Origin of the sequence: Sinomonas sp. ASV486 (assembly GCF_030908215.1) — a bacterium.
In the GTDB taxonomy this organism is placed as follows: Bacteria; Actinomycetota; Actinomycetes; order Actinomycetales; family Micrococcaceae; genus Sinomonas; species Sinomonas puerhi.
In genome coordinates, this window is record NZ_JAVFJK010000006.1 from 257,885 (window position 1) to 275,917 (window position 18,033).

17 protein-coding genes, 1 tRNA gene and 1 other RNA gene are annotated in these 18,033 nt (G+C 68.2%); 9 read left to right on the plus strand and 10 right to left on the minus strand.

From position 1 onward, the window contains the following. Positions 1-80 precede the first annotated feature (80 nt). The 5 genes from RBS60_RS11060 to aceE form a co-directional block, all read right to left on the minus strand. Positions 81-326 carry an acyl carrier protein gene (locus RBS60_RS11060; RefSeq protein WP_307957600.1) on the minus strand — a complete coding sequence of 82 codons (246 nt, stop codon included), beginning with the start codon at positions 324-326 and terminating at the stop codon, positions 81-83. Positions 327-427: 101 nt separating this feature from the next. Then, the gene (locus RBS60_RS11065; RefSeq protein WP_307957601.1) at positions 428-1,489 is read right to left on the minus strand and encodes a beta-ketoacyl-ACP synthase III; all 1,062 of its coding nucleotides are present in this window, start codon (positions 1,487-1,489) and stop codon (positions 428-430) included. Beyond that, a complete protein-coding gene (locus tag RBS60_RS11070) occupies positions 1,486-2,427 on the minus strand; it encodes an ACP S-malonyltransferase (protein WP_307957602.1) in 942 nt (313 codons plus the stop codon). The genes RBS60_RS11065 and RBS60_RS11070 overlap by 4 nt, the downstream gene beginning before the upstream one ends. Before the next feature lie 109 nt (positions 2,428-2,536). Continuing rightward, complete coding sequence (locus RBS60_RS11075; protein ID WP_307957603.1) at positions 2,537-3,775, minus strand: helix-turn-helix domain-containing protein; 1,239 nt, start codon at positions 3,773-3,775, stop codon at positions 2,537-2,539. Between the two features lie 169 nt (positions 3,776-3,944). Beyond that, positions 3,945-6,686 (minus strand): pyruvate dehydrogenase (acetyl-transferring), homodimeric type, encoded by a 2,742-nt coding sequence (aceE, locus tag RBS60_RS11080; RefSeq protein ID WP_307957604.1) that lies wholly within the window; start codon positions 6,684-6,686, stop codon positions 3,945-3,947. Between the two features lie 441 nt (positions 6,687-7,127). Here aceE and RBS60_RS11085 point away from each other — a divergent pair, with 441 nt between their 5' ends. The 6 genes from RBS60_RS11085 to gndA all read left to right on the plus strand — a co-directional run bounded on the left by RBS60_RS11085 (position 7,128) and on the right by gndA (position 10,627). Beyond that, the gene (locus tag RBS60_RS11085) at positions 7,128-7,544 is read left to right on the plus strand and encodes a DUF3052 domain-containing protein (RefSeq protein WP_307957605.1); all 417 of its coding nucleotides are present in this window, start codon (positions 7,128-7,130) and stop codon (positions 7,542-7,544) included. Beyond that, on the plus strand, positions 7,544-8,035 hold the full coding sequence (locus tag RBS60_RS11090; RefSeq protein ID WP_307957606.1) for a peroxiredoxin: 492 nt from the start codon (positions 7,544-7,546) through the stop codon (positions 8,033-8,035). Before RBS60_RS11085 ends, RBS60_RS11090 begins: the two co-directional genes overlap by 1 nt. A gap of 126 nt (positions 8,036-8,161) precedes the next feature. Further along, positions 8,162-8,234: transfer RNA gene (locus RBS60_RS11095), tRNA-Val, on the plus strand. A 150-nt stretch (positions 8,235-8,384) separates the two neighbouring features. Further along, the gene (locus RBS60_RS11100; protein ID WP_307957607.1) at positions 8,385-8,603 is read left to right on the plus strand and encodes a hypothetical protein; all 219 of its coding nucleotides are present in this window, start codon (positions 8,385-8,387) and stop codon (positions 8,601-8,603) included. A gap of 23 nt (positions 8,604-8,626) precedes the next feature. Beyond that, on the plus strand, positions 8,627-8,776 hold the full coding sequence (locus tag RBS60_RS11105) for a hypothetical protein (RefSeq protein ID WP_307957608.1): 150 nt from the start codon (positions 8,627-8,629) through the stop codon (positions 8,774-8,776). 411 nt (positions 8,777-9,187) lie between these two features. Next, complete coding sequence (gndA, locus tag RBS60_RS11110; RefSeq protein ID WP_307957609.1) at positions 9,188-10,627, plus strand: NADP-dependent phosphogluconate dehydrogenase; 1,440 nt, start codon at positions 9,188-9,190, stop codon at positions 10,625-10,627. A gap of 218 nt (positions 10,628-10,845) precedes the next feature. On the opposite strand, the gene RBS60_RS11115 is transcribed toward gndA, so the two are convergent. From RBS60_RS11115 to msrA, 4 genes are all read right to left on the minus strand, one after another. Next, complete coding sequence (locus RBS60_RS11115) at positions 10,846-12,474, minus strand: metallophosphoesterase family protein (RefSeq protein WP_307957610.1); 1,629 nt, start codon at positions 12,472-12,474, stop codon at positions 10,846-10,848. A gap of 175 nt (positions 12,475-12,649) precedes the next feature. Continuing rightward, complete coding sequence (epsC, locus tag RBS60_RS11120) at positions 12,650-13,228, minus strand: serine O-acetyltransferase EpsC (RefSeq protein ID WP_307957644.1); 579 nt, start codon at positions 13,226-13,228, stop codon at positions 12,650-12,652. A gap of 47 nt (positions 13,229-13,275) precedes the next feature. Beyond that, the gene (gene cysK / locus RBS60_RS11125) at positions 13,276-14,211 is read right to left on the minus strand and encodes a cysteine synthase A (protein WP_307957611.1); all 936 of its coding nucleotides are present in this window, start codon (positions 14,209-14,211) and stop codon (positions 13,276-13,278) included. 126 nt (positions 14,212-14,337) lie between these two features. Next, positions 14,338-14,862 carry a peptide-methionine (S)-S-oxide reductase MsrA gene (msrA, locus tag RBS60_RS11130; protein WP_307957612.1) on the minus strand — a complete coding sequence of 175 codons (525 nt, stop codon included), beginning with the start codon at positions 14,860-14,862 and terminating at the stop codon, positions 14,338-14,340. 54 nt (positions 14,863-14,916) lie between these two features. Between msrA and RBS60_RS11135 the strand changes: the two genes are divergently transcribed. Next, the gene (locus RBS60_RS11135; protein WP_307957613.1) at positions 14,917-15,855 is read left to right on the plus strand and encodes a Nif3-like dinuclear metal center hexameric protein; all 939 of its coding nucleotides are present in this window, start codon (positions 14,917-14,919) and stop codon (positions 15,853-15,855) included. Positions 15,856-15,892: 37 nt separating this feature from the next. After that, positions 15,893-16,627, plus strand: a complete 735-nt coding sequence (locus RBS60_RS11140) for a C4-type zinc ribbon domain-containing protein (RefSeq protein ID WP_307957614.1) — start codon at positions 15,893-15,895, stop codon at positions 16,625-16,627. Between the two features lie 36 nt (positions 16,628-16,663). On the opposite strand, the gene RBS60_RS11145 is transcribed toward RBS60_RS11140, so the two are convergent. Beyond that, entirely contained in the window at positions 16,664-17,428 is a 765-nt protein-coding gene (locus RBS60_RS11145) for a peroxide stress protein YaaA (protein WP_307957615.1), read from the minus strand. Positions 17,429-17,487: 59 nt separating this feature from the next. Here RBS60_RS11145 and rnpB point away from each other — a divergent pair. Next, an RNA gene (gene rnpB / locus RBS60_RS11150) (RNase P RNA component class A) lies at positions 17,488-17,884 on the plus strand. The last annotated feature ends 149 nt before the right edge of the window (positions 17,885-18,033 follow it).

The window sequence follows — 18,033 nt, forward strand, 5'->3', positions numbered from 1 at the left end:
TGGTCCCTCCGGGGGGCCTGCGCCGGGCGCCCCAAACCCGGGGCGGCCGCCCCCGGGGCCCCGCCCGCCGGGAGCCGTGCTTAGGCCTGGGCCTTGGCGATGAAGTCGACAGCGTCGCCGACCGTCGTCAGGTTCTTGACTTCCTCATCGGGGATGCGCACGCCGAACTTCTCCTCGGCGTTGACCACAATGGTCATCATCGAGATCGAGTCGATGTCGAGGTCGTCCGTGAAGGACTTGTCCAGCTGGACCGCGTCGGTCGCGAGGCCCGTCTCCTCGTTGACGATCTCGGCCAGACCGGCGAGGATCTCTTCGTTGCTTGCCATGTCGGCTCCTTCTCTTGGTTCCCGGCGGTGGCCGGATCAGGGTTTCCAGCCGCGTTCCGCGGCATGGTCTCGACGCGCACCGTGAGGAGCGCGCCATGGTTTCAGGGGAGAATCACAACCTGGGCGCCGAACACGAGGCCCGCGCCGAAGCCGATCTGCAGGGCTGGCTTGCCATGGAGTTCCGGATGCTCCTCGAGGAGGCGGAGCGTGGCGAGCGGGATCGAGGCCGCGGAGGTGTTTCCAGCGTCGGCGATGTCCCGGCCCACCAGGACGGACTCAGGCAGCTTGAGCTGCTTGACCATCTCGTCGATGATGCGCATGTTCGCCTGATGCGGCACGAACGCGCCGAGGTCCTCGGGCTGGAGGCCTGCGGCGTCCAGCGCACGCTTGGCTACCTTGGCCATCTCCCACACGGCCCATCGGAAGACGCTCTGGCCGTCCTGGCGAAGCGTCGGCCAGATCTTGGCCTCCGTGCCCAGCACAGCGGCGGCGTTGCTCGCGCCGTTGCGCTCAGCCTCTTCGGAGAGGTCGCGGACATCCAGGAGCGAGTGGGTCATCCCGATGACGTTCCACTTGCTCCCGTCGGAGCCCCAGACAGACGGAGCGATCCCGGGAGTCTCGGACGGCCCGATCACGACGGCGCCCGCGCCGTCGCCGAGCAGGAACGAGATACTCCGCTCGGTGTTGTCGATGAGGTCGCTGAGCTTCTCGGCCCCGACGACCAGCACATAGTCCGCAGCCCCAGACCGCACGAGCGCGTCGGCCTGGGCAATGCCGTAGCAGTAGCCCGCGCATGCCGCGGAGATGTCGAAGGCGGGCGCTGGCGTCGCGCCGAGGCGGTCCGCGAGCGCAGCGGCTGCGGACGGCGTCGCGTACGGGTGCGAGACGGTCGAGACGATGACGGCGCCCAACTGGCTGGCCTGGATGCCGGCAGACGCGAGAGCATCACGCGCAGCACCCTCGGCCATGTCGAGGACGGTGACGTCCTCGGGCGCGCGGCGGCGGGTCACGATGCCCGTGCGCTGGCGGATCCACTCATCGGAGGAGTCGATCCACTGGCAGACGTCGTCGTTGGTGACGACCACGGACGGGCGGTACCCTCCGATGCCGAGAATCCGGGAGTGCGCGTTGGTCTCAGCCTGCTTCAGCGTGGGGGTAGTCATACCGTTTCCTTGTCGCTCTGGGCGTCGGCGGCGAACAGCCCGAGGGCGGCATCGACGTCGGCAGGGGTCTTGACAGCCACGGTCTTAACACCGGGCATACCGCGCTTGGCGAGGCCCACGAGGGTGCCGGCCGGGGTCAGCTCGATGAGGCCGGTGACGCCGCGCGCCGAAAGGGTGTCCATGCAGAGGTCCCAGCGGACCGGGCGCGACACCTGGGCAATGAGGCTCGCAACGGCGTTGTTCCCCGAGGCCACCTCGGCGCCGTCGTAGTTCGACAGGAGCGGAACGGCCGGGTCATTGACCGCGAGCTCCGGGCGGAGCGCCTCGAGGTCCGCGACGGCGGAGGCCATGTGTTGGGTGTGGAACGCGCCGGCAACCTTGAGCGGGATGACCCGCGCCTTGGCGGGGGGATGGTCAGCGAGGGCCTTGAGCTGGTCGAAGGTTCCGGCAGCCACGACCTGGCCGCCGCCGTTGACGTTCGCGGGCTCGGCACCGGCGGCGGAGATCGCGGCGAGCACTTCGTCCCGATCGCCTCCGACCACGGCGCTCATGCCGGTCGGCGTTACCGCCGCGGCCCGCGCCATGCCCCGCGCACGGGTCGCGACGAACCGCATCGCGTCCTCTGCGCTCAGGACGCCAGCCAGGGCAGACGCCGTGATCTCTCCGACAGAGTGCCCTGCCAGCACGACGGGGAGCTCGGACAGGTCGACGTCGAACATTGCCTCGGCCACAACGATGCCGGCGGCCACAATGAGCGGCTGCGCGACGGCGGTGTCCTTGATCGTCTCCTCGTCCGAGGTCGTCCCGTGGGCCACCAGATCTAGGCCGGCGACCTCGCCGAGGGCACCGAGGCGCTCGGCGACGGAGGGCAGCTCGAGCCAGGGGGCCAGGAACCCTGGCGTCTGGGAGCCCTGTCCAGGGCAGACAATTGCTAGCACGTAACCAAGCTTTCCAAATCAGAGCGTCTCGGAGCGGAGGGGACGCCCACCAAGCTGCAGGACGCCATTTGTGGGAAGTCTACAACGAGGCTCTCCGGGGGAGGGGACATCAGGAGCGTGACGCTTGCCGTTCAGTGGGCGGTTTCGGGGATGCGGCGAGGCGCCCGACGACGAGGGCCGTCTGTAGCACGAAGGCTTCGCGGGGCAGGAGGGGATCCCACCCCGTGACGTCGCTGACCCGACGCAGGCGGTATCGGACGGTGTTGGCGTGCACGAACAGCTCGCGCGCGGTTGCCTCGAGCGAGTGCCCGAGCTCGAAGTACGCGCTGAGGGTCTCGACGAGCCCGTTCGAGGCTGCCACGAGCGGGCGGTAGATCTTCTGCACGAGGGCCCGCCGCGCCGCGTCGTCGCCGGCCGCGACCCGCTCGGGCAAGAGGTCTTCGGCCGAGACGGGCCGCGGAGCGTTGGGCCAAGCGCGTGCTGCCGAGAGGCCGGCGAAGGCCGCCTGCGCGGAGGCGCTCGTCTCGGGCAGCGTTGCCGCCTCGGGACCGTAGACCACCGGGCCGGGCGCGAAAAGCTCTGCAAGGCGCGACAGCGCGAGCTCTGCATCGTGCAGGCCGCCGAGGATCAGGATGAGCCGATCTCCCTGGATGCCGACGAGCGCGTCCTGGGCGTACCGTCCCGCAGTCCGGCGGAGCTCCCCCACGTACGTGGGGCTCGGTTCGAGCGGCGAGGAGCCCACCATGACGGTGAAGCGCTCCTGTGCCTTCCACCCGAGCGCCGCAATGCGAGAGCGGAGGGCATCGGTGTTCTCGCCCCTCAGGACAGCGTCGACGATGAGCGCCTCGAGCCGGGTGTCCCACGATCCGCGCGTCTCTGCAGCTCGGGCGTAGACATCCGCGGCGGCGAACGCGACTTCTCGCGAGTACCTGAGCACCGCCTCGCGGAGTGCTGGCTGGTCTTCCTCGGGAGCAAGATGCGGCACCTGGTCCTCGACCGTTTCGACGACGATCCGGATGAGCTGGAGCGCCTTCTGGAGGCTGATCGAGCGGGTGAGCTCGGTGGGCGCGGTGCCGAAGACGTCCGAGAGGATCCAGGTGGGCAGCGTGGGGCGCTCGTACCAGGTGACGAACGCGGCGATCCCGTTCTGGGCCACGAGGCCGAGGGCCGATCGTTCGTCGGCGCTGAGCCGCGAATACCACGGAAGGGCGCGCTCGAGCTCCCGCATCGTCGTCGTCGAGAGCTGCCCGACATTGGCACGGAGCTTCTTCACGGTCTCTGCCTTGGCCGGTGAGATGGTCAGCTTGCCATTCGACTCGCTGCCGGGGGGGTGCTGAGGCTGCGCCATGCACTCGAGCATACCGACCCCGAGCCGCCCGTTTTGTGTGAAGGCTACAAGACGCCGTGTGCGTGGCCACACCGTGTCGGGCACCGACCCGATGACGCACGACGGCGGCCCTCCCCACAGTGGGGAGGGCCGCCGTCGTCGGTGGTCGCCGAGGCTCAGCTCATGCGCGCTACGCGTCGCCGCCCGCGCTACCGGTGGTTCCTGCGTTCACGTCCAACAGGCGGTAGCGGTCGAACGCCTGGCGCGGGACGTCGGCGTCGACCTCGCCGCGGCGGGCGAGCATCTGCAGTGCCCGGACCACCACGGAGTGGGCGTCGATGTGGAAGTACCGGCGCGCCGCAGCCCGGGTGTCCGCGAAGCCGAAGTCGTCGGCGCCCAGGGTGGCGAACTCGTTCGGCAGGAACTGGCGGATCTGGTCCGGAACGGCCTTCATGTAGTCCGTCACGGCGACGATCGGTCCGGTGGCGCCGGCCATCTGGTGCGTGACGAACGGCACCCGCGGCTCCTGGCCCGGGTTGAGGAACGACTCTTCCTCGGCGGCGAGGCCGTCGCGGCGGAGCTCGGTCCACGAGGTGACGCTCCAGACATCCGCGGAGACGCCCCACTCCTCCGCGAGGATCTGCTGGGCCTCGAGCGCCCACGGCACCGAGACGCCGGAGGCAAGCAGCTGGGTACGGGGGCCGTCGATCTTCGCCGGTGCGAGGAGGTAGATGCCCTTGAGCAGACCCTCGACGTCGAGCTCCTCCGGCTCTTTGGGCTGGACGATCGGCTCGTTGTACACCGTGAGGTAGTACATGACATTCGGATGCTCGTGCTTGCCGCCGTACATCCGCTCGAGGCCAGCCTTGACGATGTGGCCGATCTCGTACCCGTAGGCCGGGTCGTAGCTGATGACTGCCGGATTGGTCGAGGCCAGGAGCGGGGAGTGGCCGTCCGCGTGCTGGGTACCCTCGCCGGTCAGGGTAGTGCGACCCGCCGTGGCCCCGATGATGAAGCCGCGGGCCATCTGGTCGCCTGCTGCCCAGATCCCGTCGCCCGTGCGCTGGAAGCCGAACATCGAGTAGAACACATAGACGGGAACGAGGGTCTCGCCGTGCGTCGCGTACGAGGTTCCGGCCGCGGTGAACGCCGCGATGGAGCCCGCCTCGTTGATGCCGGCGTGGAGGATCTGCCCCTCTGGCGATTCCTTGTACGCGAGGACGAGGTCGCGGTCCACGGACAGGTAGTTCTGGCCCTTGGGGTTGTAGATCTTCGCAGTCGGGAAGAACGCGTCCATGCCGAACGTCCGTGCTTCGTCCGGAACGATCGGAACGATCCGCTTGCCGAACTCCTTGTCACGCATGAGGTCCTTGAGGAGCCGCACGAACGCCATCGTGGTCGCGGCCTGCTGCTTCCCAGAGCCGCGCTTGGCCACCTCGAAGGACTTTTCGGCGGGCAGTGCAATGCCCTCGTGCGGATCCCGCCGCTCCGGCAGGAAACCGCCGAGCGCCTGGCGCCGCTGCATCATGTACTGGATCTCGGGAGCGTCCTGGCCCGGGTGGAAGTACGGGGGCTCGTAGGGGTTCGCCTCGAGCTGCTCGTCCGGGATCGGGATCCGCAGGTGGTCGCGGAAGTCCTTGAGGTCCTGCAGGGTCATCTTCTTCATCTGGTGGGTCGCGTTGCGGCCCTCGAAGTGCGGACCCAGGCCGTAGCCCTTGACCGTCATGGCGAGCACCACGGTCGGCTTGCCCTTGAACTCGGTTGCAGCCTTGTAGGCGGCGTAGACCTTCCAGTAGTCGTGGCCGCCGCGCTTGAGGTTCCAGATCTGCTCGTCGGTGTAGTCCGCGACGAGCTCCTTGGTCTCCGGCGTCTTGCCGAAGAAGTGGTCGCGGACGAATCCGCCGGACTCGGCCTTGTAGGTCTGGTAGTCGCCGTCGAGCGTCTCGTTCATGATCTTGACGAGCTGGTTGTTGTCGTCGCGGGCCAGGAGGCTGTCCCACTCGCGGCCCCAGATGACCTTGATCACATTCCAGCCGGCACCACGGAAGAAGGCCTCGAGTTCCTGGATGATCTTGCCGTTGCCGCGCACCGGGCCGTCGAGGCGCTGGAGGTTGCAGTTGACCACGAACGTGAGGTTGTCGAGGTTCTCGTTGGCCGCGAGCTGGAGCAGGCCGCGGCTCTCGGGCTCGTCCATCTCGCCGTCGCCGAGGAACGCCCACACGTGCTGGTCCGAGGTGTCCTTGATCCCGCGGTTGTGCAGATAGCGGTTCGTCTGCGCCTGGTAGATCGCGTTCATGGGCCCGATGCCCATCGACACCGTCGGGAACTCCCAGAACTCCGGCATCATGCGCGGGTGCGGGTACGAGGAGAGGGCGTGGCCTTCCTTGGACTTCTCCTGACGGAACCCGTCGAGGTCTTCTTCGCTCAGGCGCCCTTCCATGAAGGCGCGTGAGTACATGCCGGGGGAGGCGTGGCCCTGGAAGAAGATCTGGTCGCCGCCGCCGGCGTGGTCCTTGCCGCGGAAGAAGTGGTTGAAGCCCACCTCGTAGAGCGTCGCCGCTCCCGCGTAGGTCGAGATGTGGCCGCCGACGCCGATGCCCGGCCGCTGCGCGCGATGGACCATGATGGCGGCGTTCCAGCGCATGTATGCGCGGTAGCGGCGCTCGAATTCCTCGTTGCCCGGGAATTCGGGCTCCTGATCCGCCGGGATGGTGTTCACGAAGTCGGTCGTGGTGACCATCGGGACACCAACGCTGCGTGAGCCCGCGCGCTGGAGGAGGCTACGCATGATGTACTGCGCGCGCTCCGTTCCGTGCTCTTCGATCAGGGAGTCGAGGGACTCAACCCACTCGGCGGTCTCATCGGGATCGCGGTCCGGCAGCTGATTCGTCAGGCCGCTGAGGATGTGCGAGGTTTCCTCTCCTACAGACACGTCCAAACCTCTCTTCGAGCCCGTTGGACCGGAGCTGGTGGCAGCCGGCGGCGGGCAGTCTCGTCGCGGTGCCCTGTGCGTGCAGGGCCGTTGGTACTGTGGACGCCCCGGACCAAGGGGTCTTTTGGGCCGTGGGCGTTCAGATGCCACTCTAGCGGCGCCCGGGAAGGGTTTGTTAGCCAAGCTGCGCCGTTGGGGACTTTGGTCACCACGTTTACGGGGAGCCGCGTACTCTCATGGTGGGCGCGCTAGCTCGTCCCGAGGGCTCGAAATCGCTGTCGATCGAGGCTAGGGGGCGGTGCGTGCTTGAAGCGGCGGGCCAAACGTAGTTGGCTTATAGCTACGGTGGGAGTAACGGTCAAGGTGGGCATCCCTCCCTGGATGCCTTCGGGGCGCCGCCGTGATCGTGCCGAGTGCACAGCAGACAAAGGAGGAGACGACGTGGGCGAGACCGACACCGCCGCGGATAGCAATGTGGCGGAGCGATTGGGTATCAAGCAAGGAGACCTGATCCAGGAATTCGGCTACGACGAGGACGTGGACTTCGATCTGCGGGATGCGATCGAGGAGGCCGTGGGCTCCGATCTCCTCGATGAGGAGGACCACGACGTCGCCGATGCGGTCATCGTGTGGTGGCGCGAGGGCGACGGCGACCTCGTCGACATGCTCATGGACGCCCAGACCACCCTCAACGAGCCGGGCCTCGTGTGGCTCCTGACTCCGAAGCAGGGTCGCGCCGGCCACGTGCGTCCGGTCGAGATCCAGGAGGCCGCGCCCCCGGCTGGTCTTCATTCGACCTCCTCGGTCGGCGTCTCCAAGGACTGGAGCGCCACCCGTCTTGTCCGGAAGAAGCAGTGATGCTGCCGCTGGGCGCCAAGTCGCCCCAGGTCGGCGAAGTCGCCCCGGACTTCGAGCTTCCCAACCAATTCGGGGAACCCGTCCGGCTCTCGTCGTTCCGGGGGCGGCCCGTGGTGGTCCTCTTCTTTCCGTTCGCTTTTTCCGGGATCTGCACGGGCGAGCTCTGTGAGATCCGCGACGGGTGGGACGCGTTCGCGAAAGTTGACGCCGAGGTCCTCGCGGTTTCCGTTGACAGCAAGTTCGCCCAGCGGGCTTACGCCGCCGCGGAGGGATACGAGTTCTCGCTGCTCGCCGACTTCTGGCCCCACGGCGAGGTGGCCCGGCGCTTCGGCGTCTTCGACGAGGTGAGCGGCATGGCCGTGCGAGGGACCTTCATCATCGACAGCGACGGAGTGGTCCGCTACCGCGTCATCAATCCCCGCGGCCAGGCGCGCGACATCGCCGAATACCGGGCCGCGCTGGCGGAGATTTCGGGCATCCCCGTTCCTTAGGTTCCGGCCGCTGCGATCCGTGTACGGGCCGCAGCGGAGCACGACGGCGCCCCTCGCCGCAATTCGCGGGCGGGCGGCCGCTGGGGTACTGTGGTACCCCGTCGGGACGTCGATCGCCCCCGTCAAGGGTCTTTAGCTCAGCTGGTAGAGCGCCACGCTTACACCGTGGATGTCATCGGTTCGATCCCGGTAGGACCCACCCTCTTTTGGCCCGTGATTCCGGGGGCTTTGCCCCGGGATGGCGGGCCAGCAGTGTTTCTGGGCCGTTTTCGTCTTTGGCTTGGGAAGGGGATTCAGTGTTTTCCCAGTTTTCTCAGGAAGCTCCCAGCTTTCGGGTAGGGTTGGGTTCATGGGGGCATCGAATTCGATGGATGAACCATTGGTCACCGGCAAGCCATCCTCACTCGGGGAGCGTCTCGCAGCGGTGCGCGGCGCGGACTTTGGCAAAGAGCGCGGCCCCACTCTGGGTGACCTCGTCGAAGCGAAGCGAACATTCGACTGCATTGACCGTGACGACCTGGTGGCTGAGCTCGCCGATGCTTTCGACGTCATGCCTGCTCCGCGCTGATGCGGGGCCTTCTTATCATGGTCATGGCCTATCTTGCCGTGGCGGACGCTGCGCTGCTCGGGCTTGTGCTTGCCGCGCGCTACCCAATCGTGTCGCGCTCTGGCTGGGTCGCCTTCGCGCGGTTGGGCGGCGTCCTGGCGGCGCTGGTGGCTGCGGGTCGGATCGTGTCCTAGGACGCAGGAAAGGACCCTTCCTGTCCTGGCCCTGGCGGCGGGTCACGCCGTCCGCGCGGGTGATGCGCTCATTCAGTGCGAGCTTCGCCGGCTCAGGGCGGCATGGATCGAGCCTCCCGCCGCGACCATTGGGGGGTTCGTCGCGGCGGGAGGCTCTGAAGATGAATATAGGGTTAACTGCCACCCGATTTCAACTCGGTTACAGCTCGGCTTCACTTCGGACTGGCGACGAGGCCGGGCCGGGGCCCCGCCTTCCCGGATCGTGTCGCTGATTGCTGCGTGCTCATTTGGCACAGATGGCAAACGCTTGCAAAAAGTGAGGCGTACCGAAATACGATGTCAAACAGTGATCCCGGATCCAGCGGTCCACTAGCCTTGGGTGCGGAATCCCAGTGAAGAGACGGAGAGTACATGTCTGCACAGATCGGCGTCACCGGCCTTGCGGTGATGGGCGCGAACCTGGCCCGCAACCTCGCCCGCAACGGCTACACCGTGGCCCTGCACAACCGCTCGGTCGCCAAGACGGACGCCCTGCTGGCCAAGCACGGCGACGAGGGTGACTTTGTCCGTACGGAGACCCTCCGGGAGCTCGTGGACGCCCTCGAGAAGCCGCGCCGCGTGCTCATCATGGTCAAGGCCGGAGCACCGGTGGACGCGGTCGTGGACCAGCTCGTGGCCCTCCTCGAGGAGGGCGACATCGTGATCGACGGCGGCAACTCGCATTATCAGGACACGCGCCGGCGCGAGGCAGCACTCGCCGAGAAGGGCCTGCACTTCGTGGGCGTCGGCGTCTCCGGCGGCGAGGAGGGCGCGCTCAACGGCCCGTCCATCATGCCCGGAGGGTCCAAGGAGTCCTACGACGCCCTCGGCCCATTGCTCGAGAAGATCTCTGCGAAGGCCGACGACGGTGCGCCGTGCTGCGCATGGATCGGCACCGACGGCGCGGGCCACTTCGTCAAGATGGTCCACAACGGCATCGAGTACGCCGACATGCAGGTGATCGGCGAGGCCTATGACCTCCTCCGCAGTGCCTCCGGGATCGAGCCGGCCGAGCAGGCCGCGATCTTCGAAGAGTGGAACAAGGGCGAACTCTCCTCGTTCCTCATCGAGATCACGGCCGAGGTCCTCAAGCACGTCGATGCAAAGACGGGGAAGCCGTTCGTCGATGTCGTCGTGGACGCGGCCGGGCAGAAGGGAACGGGCCGCTGGACGGTCCAGTCAGCGCTCGATCTTGGCTCGCCGGTCTCGGGCATCGCCGAATCCGTGTTCGCCCGGGGCATCTCCTCGCAGGCGGCGCAGCGCGCGATCGCCCAGGAGACGCTTGCTGGCCACGAGGCCGAGGTGGCCGTTCCGGAGAACTTCGTCGAAGACGTGCGCCAGGCCCTCTACGCGTCGAAGCTCGTCTCCTACGCCCAGGGCCTCGACATGCTCGGCGCCGCGGGCAAGGAGTACGGCTGGGACCTCAAGCTCGATGAGATCGCGTCGCTCTGGCGCGAGGGCTGCATCATCCGGGCTGCCCTGCTCAAGGACATCATGGCCGCCTACAAGGGCGACTCGAGGCCTGCGAACCTCCTCTTCGCGCCAGCCTTCGTCGAGTCCATCGGCAGGGCCGTCCCGGCCTGGCGCCGCGTGGTTGCCACGGCCGTCCAGCTCGGCATCCCGGTTCCGGTCTTCTCGTCCTCGCTCGCGTACTACGACGCCCTGCGGCGCAAGCGGCTCCCTGCAGCCGTGATCCAGGGCCAGCGCGACCTGTTCGGTGCGCACACGTACCAGCGCGTCGACGGGGAGGGTACGTTCCACACGCTGTGGGGCGAGGACCACTCCGAGATCTCCGCGGTCGACACCCACTGAGCACGACTCCGTCGTGCCGGTGACTCCCAGGAGGTGACTCTTAGGAAGTGACTCCCAGATTGACGCTGGGAGTCACCTCCTGTGGGTCGTCTCCCTGCGGGTCGTATCGGAGTGCCACCTCCTGGGCGTCACCTCCTGCGGGTGCGACGACGGCGCCGCTCACCACACGCGGTGAGCGGCGCCGTCGTACATCCCGGGGGAAGGTGGCGGAAGGGCAATCAGCCATGCTGGCCTTGGCCGTCCTCGCGCCGGCGAGCGTCCGAGCGGGGCCGGCGGAGCGTGAAGGATTCGAACTTCTCGAGCCCGCCCCCCAGACCGGTCACGTTGTAGTAGGTCGCGGTGATGGTCGTCTCGCCCCCGGGCTCGCCGGGATCAACCTCGAAGGCGCCGAAGCCGTAGGAGCTGGCCGCGTCGCGCACGGCGGACCACGGCGCGGGCTCGTGCACGTAGACGGGCGGACGCTTGCCCGTGGTCGGATTCGGAGCGCCGACCGAGACGATCACGCGGCACTCCGGCGGAGTGAAGAGCAACTGGTTCGACGGTGCAGACGTGCCGCCGCCGCCAAGGATCATGTGCACGGTGCCCTTCGTGGTGTCGACCGTCCGGGTGTCCGTGGCCGCGGGAACGGGAGTCAGCGTCTGGTTCGCCTCATGTCCGCGGATCGGATGCGAGCGCTCGTAGTGGTGCTCGTGGCCGCAGACCACGAGGTCCACGCCATACTTGTCGAAGAGCGGCACCCATTCCTGCCGAATGCCGAGGTCGGCGCCGTTGAAGTTGTTCGCCGTGCTGATGGCAACCTGGTGCATGCACACCACGATCCAGTCGACGTCCGCACTCGAGCGTGCCCCCGCGAGCTCCTTCTCGAGCCACGCCTTCTGTGCGCCCTTCGAGTAGTCGCGGACGTAGGAGTTGCCCCCGTCCTGGTAGCAGACGTCGTCGTTGGCGAGTGAGATGACCCGCACGGCACCCACCGTGAAGCTGTACCAGAGGCCCCGCGTGGTGTCGGTCTGCCCGGCAGTCTCGGGGACTTCGAAGTACGTCTGGTAGGCGGCGTAGCCGATGGAGCCGTTGCCGAGCTCGTTCTCGTGGTTGCCCGCGGAGGGCATCCAGGGGCGGTTGCGGGCGCTGCGCGAGTTGTTGGTCCAGAAGTCCCACCAGGTCCGGATCCGGTCGGTCGCGAGGTTCGCGTAGCAGAGGTCGCCGTTGAAGAGGTGGAACATCGGCTGGACGCGTTCGACGCCGCCCGTGGTGTCACCCGCGGAGGGGGAGCCGAGGTTGTCGTTGACCCATTTGCTGGTCGCGCTGTCCTTCTTGCCGAGCGTGGGCGTGCCCTGGTCGCCGAAGCTCGTGAACGTCACGCGCGCGCGTCCGCGGGGACCGGTGGTGAACGTACCGAACTCGGGGGTGGCGCCGGCGTGCACAGCCGCGTAGAGGTATCCCGTGGCAGCGTTGAGACCGGTCAGTGCAGCGTGGTGGGCGTAGACGGTGCGGCCGGACTTCGCATCCAGGTAGCTGCGGGTCGCAGCGGCCACCGCCTTGGCGAAGTTGCCGTGCGCATCGCCGAGGAGCACACGGGCGTCCGCGACCGGCTGGAGCGTGTGCCACGAAACCACGATCTCCCGAGACGCGTCGGCGCCGAACTGCAGATGCAGGCCATCCACCGTCGGAGTGGCGATGGGGTCGGTCGCCGAGAGCGAGCCGGGAAGGTCCTTCGCATCGGCGGCCGGGGCGCCCGGCACCGCGTGCGCAGGGGACGCAAGGGCCACCGAGCCGGCGACGGCCGCGAGGCCGGCCCCGGCCAGCAGACGGCGGCGTGTGACGGGGGAATTCTCTGGCTGGTTCGTCATGCGCCGAGCATCCCCCGCGAAACGGAGTTCCGGGCGAACCCCGCGTGAACACCCCGTGCACATTCGCTACGTTGCTGAGAGCTCGCCGGGCGTTCGGCAGGACCGGCGGACGACGGCGGCGCCTCTCCCGGGAGGGGCGCCGCCGTTGTCGTGCCAGTCGTGAGGACGAAACGCCTCAGATGTAGTAGTACTCCGCTGGATCGACGGCGGGCTTCGTCTCCTTGGCCGCATCGCGGTGCCGCCACGTGGCAGGGACACCCGTGACGATCGAGTTCGGCGGCGCGTCCTTGACAACGACCGCGTTGGCGCCGACCGCGCTCCCCGCACCGATCGTGATCGGGCCGAGGACCTTCGCCCCGGCACCGATCGTGACGCCATCGCCGATGGTCGGGTGCCGCTTGACCTTGGCGAGCGAGCGCCCGCCCAGGGTCACGCCGTGGTACAGGAAAACGTCATTGCCGATCTCGGCGGTCTCACCGATCACGACCCCCATCCCATGGTCGATGAAGAACCTGCGTCCGATGGTGGCCCCTGGATGGATCTCGATCCCCGTCAGGAAGCGACCGGCCTGGGAGATGAGCCGGGCGGCGAACCGCAGGTCAGGCCTCTGCCACATTGCGTGGGTGAGGCGATGGATCCAGATGGCGTGCAGCCCGGAGTAGGCCAGGAAGTTCTCGACGTTGCCGCGGGCCGCAGGGTCATGGGCGGCGGCCGCATCGAGGTCCTCCCGCAGCCGTGCCACGGTGCGCTTGATCAGAGACACAGGTTTCCTTCTGCCGTGTCCAGGTCCGAGGGTCGGGCCTAGCCGCGGATGTCGTCGTACAGGACGGTGGAGATGTAGCGTTCGCCGAAGTCGGGGATGACAGCGACGATGAGCTTGCCCTTGTTCTCCGGACGCTTCGCGAGCTCGAGTGCGCCCCACACAGCCGCGCCGGCAGAGATGCCGCCGAGGATGCCCTCCTTGGCAGCGAGCGCACGGGACGTTGCGACGGAGTCCTCGAGGGTTGCGTCGAGCACCTCATCGTACACGTTGGTGTCGAGAACCTCGGGCACGAAGTTGGCGCCGAGACCCTGGATCTTGTGCGGGCCGGCTGCGCCGCCGTTGAGGATGGCGGAGTCCTTCGGTTCGACGGCGACCACCTGGACATCGGGCTTGCGCTCCTTGAGCAGCTGCCCCGCGCCGGTGATCGTGCCGCCCGTCCCGACGCCCGCGACGAAGATGTCCACGGCGCCGTCCGTATCGGTCCAGATCTCCTCGCCGGTTGTCGTGCGGTGGATCTCGGGGTTGGCAGGGTTGGCGAACTGCTGGGCCCAGATCGAGTTCTCCGTGTTGGCCACGATCTCCTGAGCCTTCTCGACAGCCCCGCGCATTCCATCCGAGCCGGGGGTCAGGACAATCTCGGCACCGTAGGCGCGCAGCAGCACGCGTCGCTCGGTGGACATCGTCTCGGGCATCGTGAGGATGACCTTGTAGCCGCGGGCTGCCCCGACCAGCGCGAGCGCGATACCGGTGTTGCCCGACGTGCCCTCGACGATCGTCCCGCCCGGCTTGAGCGAACCGGACTGCTCGGCGGCGTCGACGATCGCCACGCCGATGCGGTCCTTGACGCTGTTGGCCGGGTTGTAGAACTCGAGCTTGACCGCCACCTGGGCCTCGAGGCCCTCGGTGAGCCGGTTGAGGCGCACGAGGGGGGTGTTGCCGACCAGCTGCGTGACGTCGTCGTAGATGCGTGCCATGAGTCCTCTGGCTTTCGGGATGTGGGCGTGACAATAAGGCATGAACAGGGCATGAAGCCGTGCCGGGCGAAACCGGCGCCGGGGCGCCGGCTGCGGCTTCAGCCTAACCAGCGCCTTTGGCACCTGCTAGGCAGTGAGCCACCGCGAGTAATATTTGCGGGCCTTTGCAAGCTTGGGATTGATGATGACGTGGCAGTAGCCCGCATCGGGGTTCTTCCCGTAGTAGTCCTGATGGAAGTCCTCGGCGGGGTAGAAGGTCCCGACGCGTGTCACCTCCGTGACGATCGGCGCGGTCCAGAGCGTCTGGTTCCGTTCGATCGCTTCCTCGAACAGCGCCCGCTCCGTGTCCGTCATGTAGAACATGGACGACCGGTACTGGGTGCCCACGTCGTAGCCCTGCCTGTTGAGCGTGGTCGGATCGTGCAGCGCGAAGAACATGTCCAAGACGGTCTCCTGAGGGATGACGTCCTCATCGAAGGTGACGGCGACAACCTCGGCGTGACCCGTCATTCCGCTGCACACGCTGTAGTAGTCCGGGTCCGGGAAGTGTCCGCCCGTATAGCCCGAGACCACCGAAGAGACGCCCTTGGTCTTCTGGTAGACCGCATCGAGGCACCAGAAGCAGCCTCCACCCAGAATGAAAGTCTTCATGCTGCCTACAATGTCCGGAGCCCGCGGAAGATTCCCGAGAGAGGACCGAACCTCGTGTCAGAGCAGACCGGCCCCGCCCCGCTAGACGATCAGCACTCTCCCGACCAGCACGCCGAACCGGGCGAGGAGGGCCGCGAGCATCAGCCCGGCGGCGGCGTCACCCTCGCCGACGTTCTCCTTGCCATCGAAGAGCTCTGGCCTGAATCGCTCGCCGAAGCGTGGGATGCGGTCGGTCTCGTGACCGGCAGGCCCGCGCAGCCGGTGCGCAGGATCCTCTTCTGCGTCGATCCGGTCCTCGAGGTCATCGAAGAGGCGGCGGAACAGGAGGTCGACCTCATCGTCGCCCATCATCCGCTGCTGCTGCGCGGCGTGACGAGCGTCGCAGCGAACACTCCGAAGGGCCGCGCCGTCCACCGGCTGATCGAATCGGGCATAGCCCTCGTGAGCGTCCACACCAACGGCGACTCGGCCGTGGGCGGCGTCTCAGACGTGCTTGCGGATGCGCTCGGCCTGGACGGTGTCGGCCCGCTCACCCAGGCGGCCAACGGTCTCCCTGAGGAGGGCATCGGGCGAGTGGGCGATCTGGCCGAGATCACGAGCCTCGGCGACCTCGCGGAGCGTCTCTTCGCGATCCTCCCGGCCGTTGCAGGCGGGGTCCGCGTCTCGGGCGACCGCGATGGGCTCGTGCGCCGCGTCGCGGTCTGCGGTGGAGCGGGGGACAGCCTGTTCGACGCCGTGCGTGCGGCCGCTGCTGACGTGTACGTCACGGCGGACCTGCGCCACCATCCCGCGTCCGAGGCACGGGAGTCCTCTCCGGACGGGCGGCCCTACCTCATCGACGTGAGCCACTTCGCGAGCGAGTGGCTGTGGCTGCCCGCCGGCGCCGCGGCTCTGGACAATGTCCTGACCGACCAGGGCCACAGCCTCGACATCCGGGTTTCGTCGATCAACACCGACCCCTGGGACTTCATCCTCACGCCAAGCGAGGGGTAGAGTCCGCAGAACCCGCCCGGTCACGTAGGAGGACTCGATGCCCAAGGCCCCGGCCGTCGAACAGCTCAAGCTGCTCGGACTCCAGACGCTCGACGCGAGGCTGCACGCCCTCGATGTGCGGCGCCGCTCGCTCGAGGCAGATCCGCGGCTCGCCACCACGGCGGCGGACCTCGCGGCCGCGACGACGGCCGCACGGGCCGCCGATGGCGCCGTCGCAGCGGCCGAGGCCGAGCTGGCGACCTCCGAGGCGAGGGTCGCGGCGGTGTCTGAGCGGATCGCCAAGGACGAGCAGCGGCTCTACGCCGGCGGCCTGTCCAAGGACCTCGAGGCCCTCCAGAAGGACATCGCGGGACTCACCGCCCGCAAGAGCGACCTCGAGGACACCGAGCTCGAGATCCTCGAGCGCCTCGACGTCCTCCGCCAGGAGCAGGGCGTCACGTCCCAGGCTCTTGCCACGGCCGAGACGGCCAGGGCGGCCCTGCGTGGGGAGCTGGACGCCCAGCTCGCCGAGGTCGCGGGGGAGCGGGCGCGGATCGCTGCCGAGCGCGCGGGATTTGTCTCGGGGGTGGACTCTGGCCTGGTCGCGGTCTACGAGAAGACGCTCGCCAAGAATGGTGTTGGGGCGGCGCGGCTGTTCCACGGCACATCCGAGGGCTCGGGCATGGCCCTCAGTCCGGGGGACCTCGCCACAATCCGGTCCGCCGCGGAGGACGAGATCGTCTTTTGTCCGGATTCGGGCTGCATCCTTGTCCGTTCCCCCGAGTGGTCCTGAGCCCCCTTCCGCTGCGGGTTTCCAGTCCTGCGGGGCCTAATCCCGCAGGATGAGCGCGAGGGAGTGCGCCCGCCGGGCCGTTCCCGCGACCAGTTCGGCCTCCCAGCGCTCGCGGGCGACGGCGAGCAGGGCCTCGGGCGTCGACGGCGCCTTCCCCCGGCGAGTCAGCAGGTGCCGCACCAGCTCGCCGCGGTGGTGCTTCGCGAAGTGGCTCACCACGCTGCGCCTTCCGTCCCGCTCCCTGAAGACATCGACGGCCACGGTCGTGGCCGCCGGCGGAGCGTAGGCCGCGGCGTAGGTGCTCGAGCGGCAGTCGACGACGAGGCCTACCGCGGTGCGCTCGGCGAGGGCCTCGGCCAGACGCGGCTTCCAGAAGGACGCGAGCCGTCCGAGGCCGGGCAGCGCCGTCGACATCGACAGCCGGTAGGCGGGGACCTGGTCGGCGAACCCGACGGCGCCCCACAGCGCGGACACGACGACGACACACTCCTCGGCACGCCGGCGCTGCGCGGGCGTGAGGGTCCTGTACCCGAGCGCCTCGTACAGGACGCCCGAGTAGACGGAGTGGGCCGGCGCCGCCGGTTCCTCGTCGAGCCGCCGGTTCCGCTCGACGTCGTGCGCAAGCGACGCGCCCACGCCGAGCGCCTCGAGCGCGTCCTCGCGCGCGCTCACCTCGGCGAGCGCAGCCACAACCTCCCGACGGGCAGCCTCGAGAGCGGGGAAGCTCAGCGAGGCGAGGTCGACGGCGGGACCCGCCGAAGCGGGCGTCTTGCCCTCTGAGGGCGGGAGCAGGATGAGCACCACGGAATCGTACAAGGCGCGCCATGGTGCTGGCTCGGGCTACACTGGTGGGTCGAGGACAGGTCGGCCGGGCGATCGCGGGGCGGCCCCACATGGGGAAGCCGCGAGGAAAGTCCGGGCTCCACAGGGCAGGGTGGTGGGCAACGCCCACTCGGGGCAACCCGCAGGCCAGTGCCACAGAGAAGAGACCGCCGGCGCGCTGTGCCCTCGTGCACGGGGCGCCGGTAAGGGTGAAACGGCGGTGTAAGAGACCACCAGCTCCCCGGGCGACCGGGGAGGCTAGGTAAACCCCACCCGGAGCAAGGCCAGACAGGGCGCGTTCGAGGGCTGCCCGCCCGAGCGCCCGGGTAGGCCGCTTGAGGCCGCCGGCAACGGCGGTCCTAGATGGATGATCGCCTCCCGCGCAGGGGTAACCCCGCACGGAGACAGAACCCGGCTCACAGGCCGGCCTGTCCTCGCTTTCCGAGCTGAATTCCAAGCTGAATTCCGAGACCAACTGAGAGCCTGTGAGTGACTTCACAGGCCAACCGGACCTGTCCGAGTGCCCTCTCGCGTAGACTGGAACACGAACGTAGATGTTCTCACGGGCCGGGCTCTGCGATCGC

Excerpts from the sequence above, each read along its gene's own strand:
- RBS60_RS11060 (WP_307957600.1), bottom strand. The coding sequence starts at position 326 with ATGGCAAGCAACGAAGAGATCCTCGCCGGTCTGGCCGAGATCGTCAAC.
- RBS60_RS11065 (WP_307957601.1), bottom strand. The coding sequence starts at position 1,489 with ATGACTACCCCCACGCTGAAGCAGGCTGAGACCAACGCGCACTCCCGG.
- RBS60_RS11075 (WP_307957603.1), bottom strand. The coding sequence starts at position 3,775 with ATGGCGCAGCCTCAGCACCCCCCCGGCAGCGAGTCGAATGGCAAGCTG.
- RBS60_RS11090 (WP_307957606.1), top strand. The coding sequence starts at position 7,544 with ATGCTGCCGCTGGGCGCCAAGTCGCCCCAGGTCGGCGAAGTCGCCCCG.
- RBS60_RS11100 (WP_307957607.1), top strand. The coding sequence starts at position 8,385 with ATGGGGGCATCGAATTCGATGGATGAACCATTGGTCACCGGCAAGCCA.
- RBS60_RS11105 (WP_307957608.1), top strand. The coding sequence starts at position 8,627 with ATGGCCTATCTTGCCGTGGCGGACGCTGCGCTGCTCGGGCTTGTGCTT.
- gndA (WP_307957609.1), top strand. The coding sequence starts at position 9,188 with ATGTCTGCACAGATCGGCGTCACCGGCCTTGCGGTGATGGGCGCGAAC.
- RBS60_RS11115 (WP_307957610.1), bottom strand. The coding sequence starts at position 12,474 with ATGACGAACCAGCCAGAGAATTCCCCCGTCACACGCCGCCGTCTGCTG.
- cysK (WP_307957611.1), bottom strand. The coding sequence starts at position 14,211 with ATGGCACGCATCTACGACGACGTCACGCAGCTGGTCGGCAACACCCCC.
- msrA (WP_307957612.1), bottom strand. The coding sequence starts at position 14,862 with ATGAAGACTTTCATTCTGGGTGGAGGCTGCTTCTGGTGCCTCGATGCG.
- RBS60_RS11140 (WP_307957614.1), top strand. The coding sequence starts at position 15,893 with ATGCCCAAGGCCCCGGCCGTCGAACAGCTCAAGCTGCTCGGACTCCAG.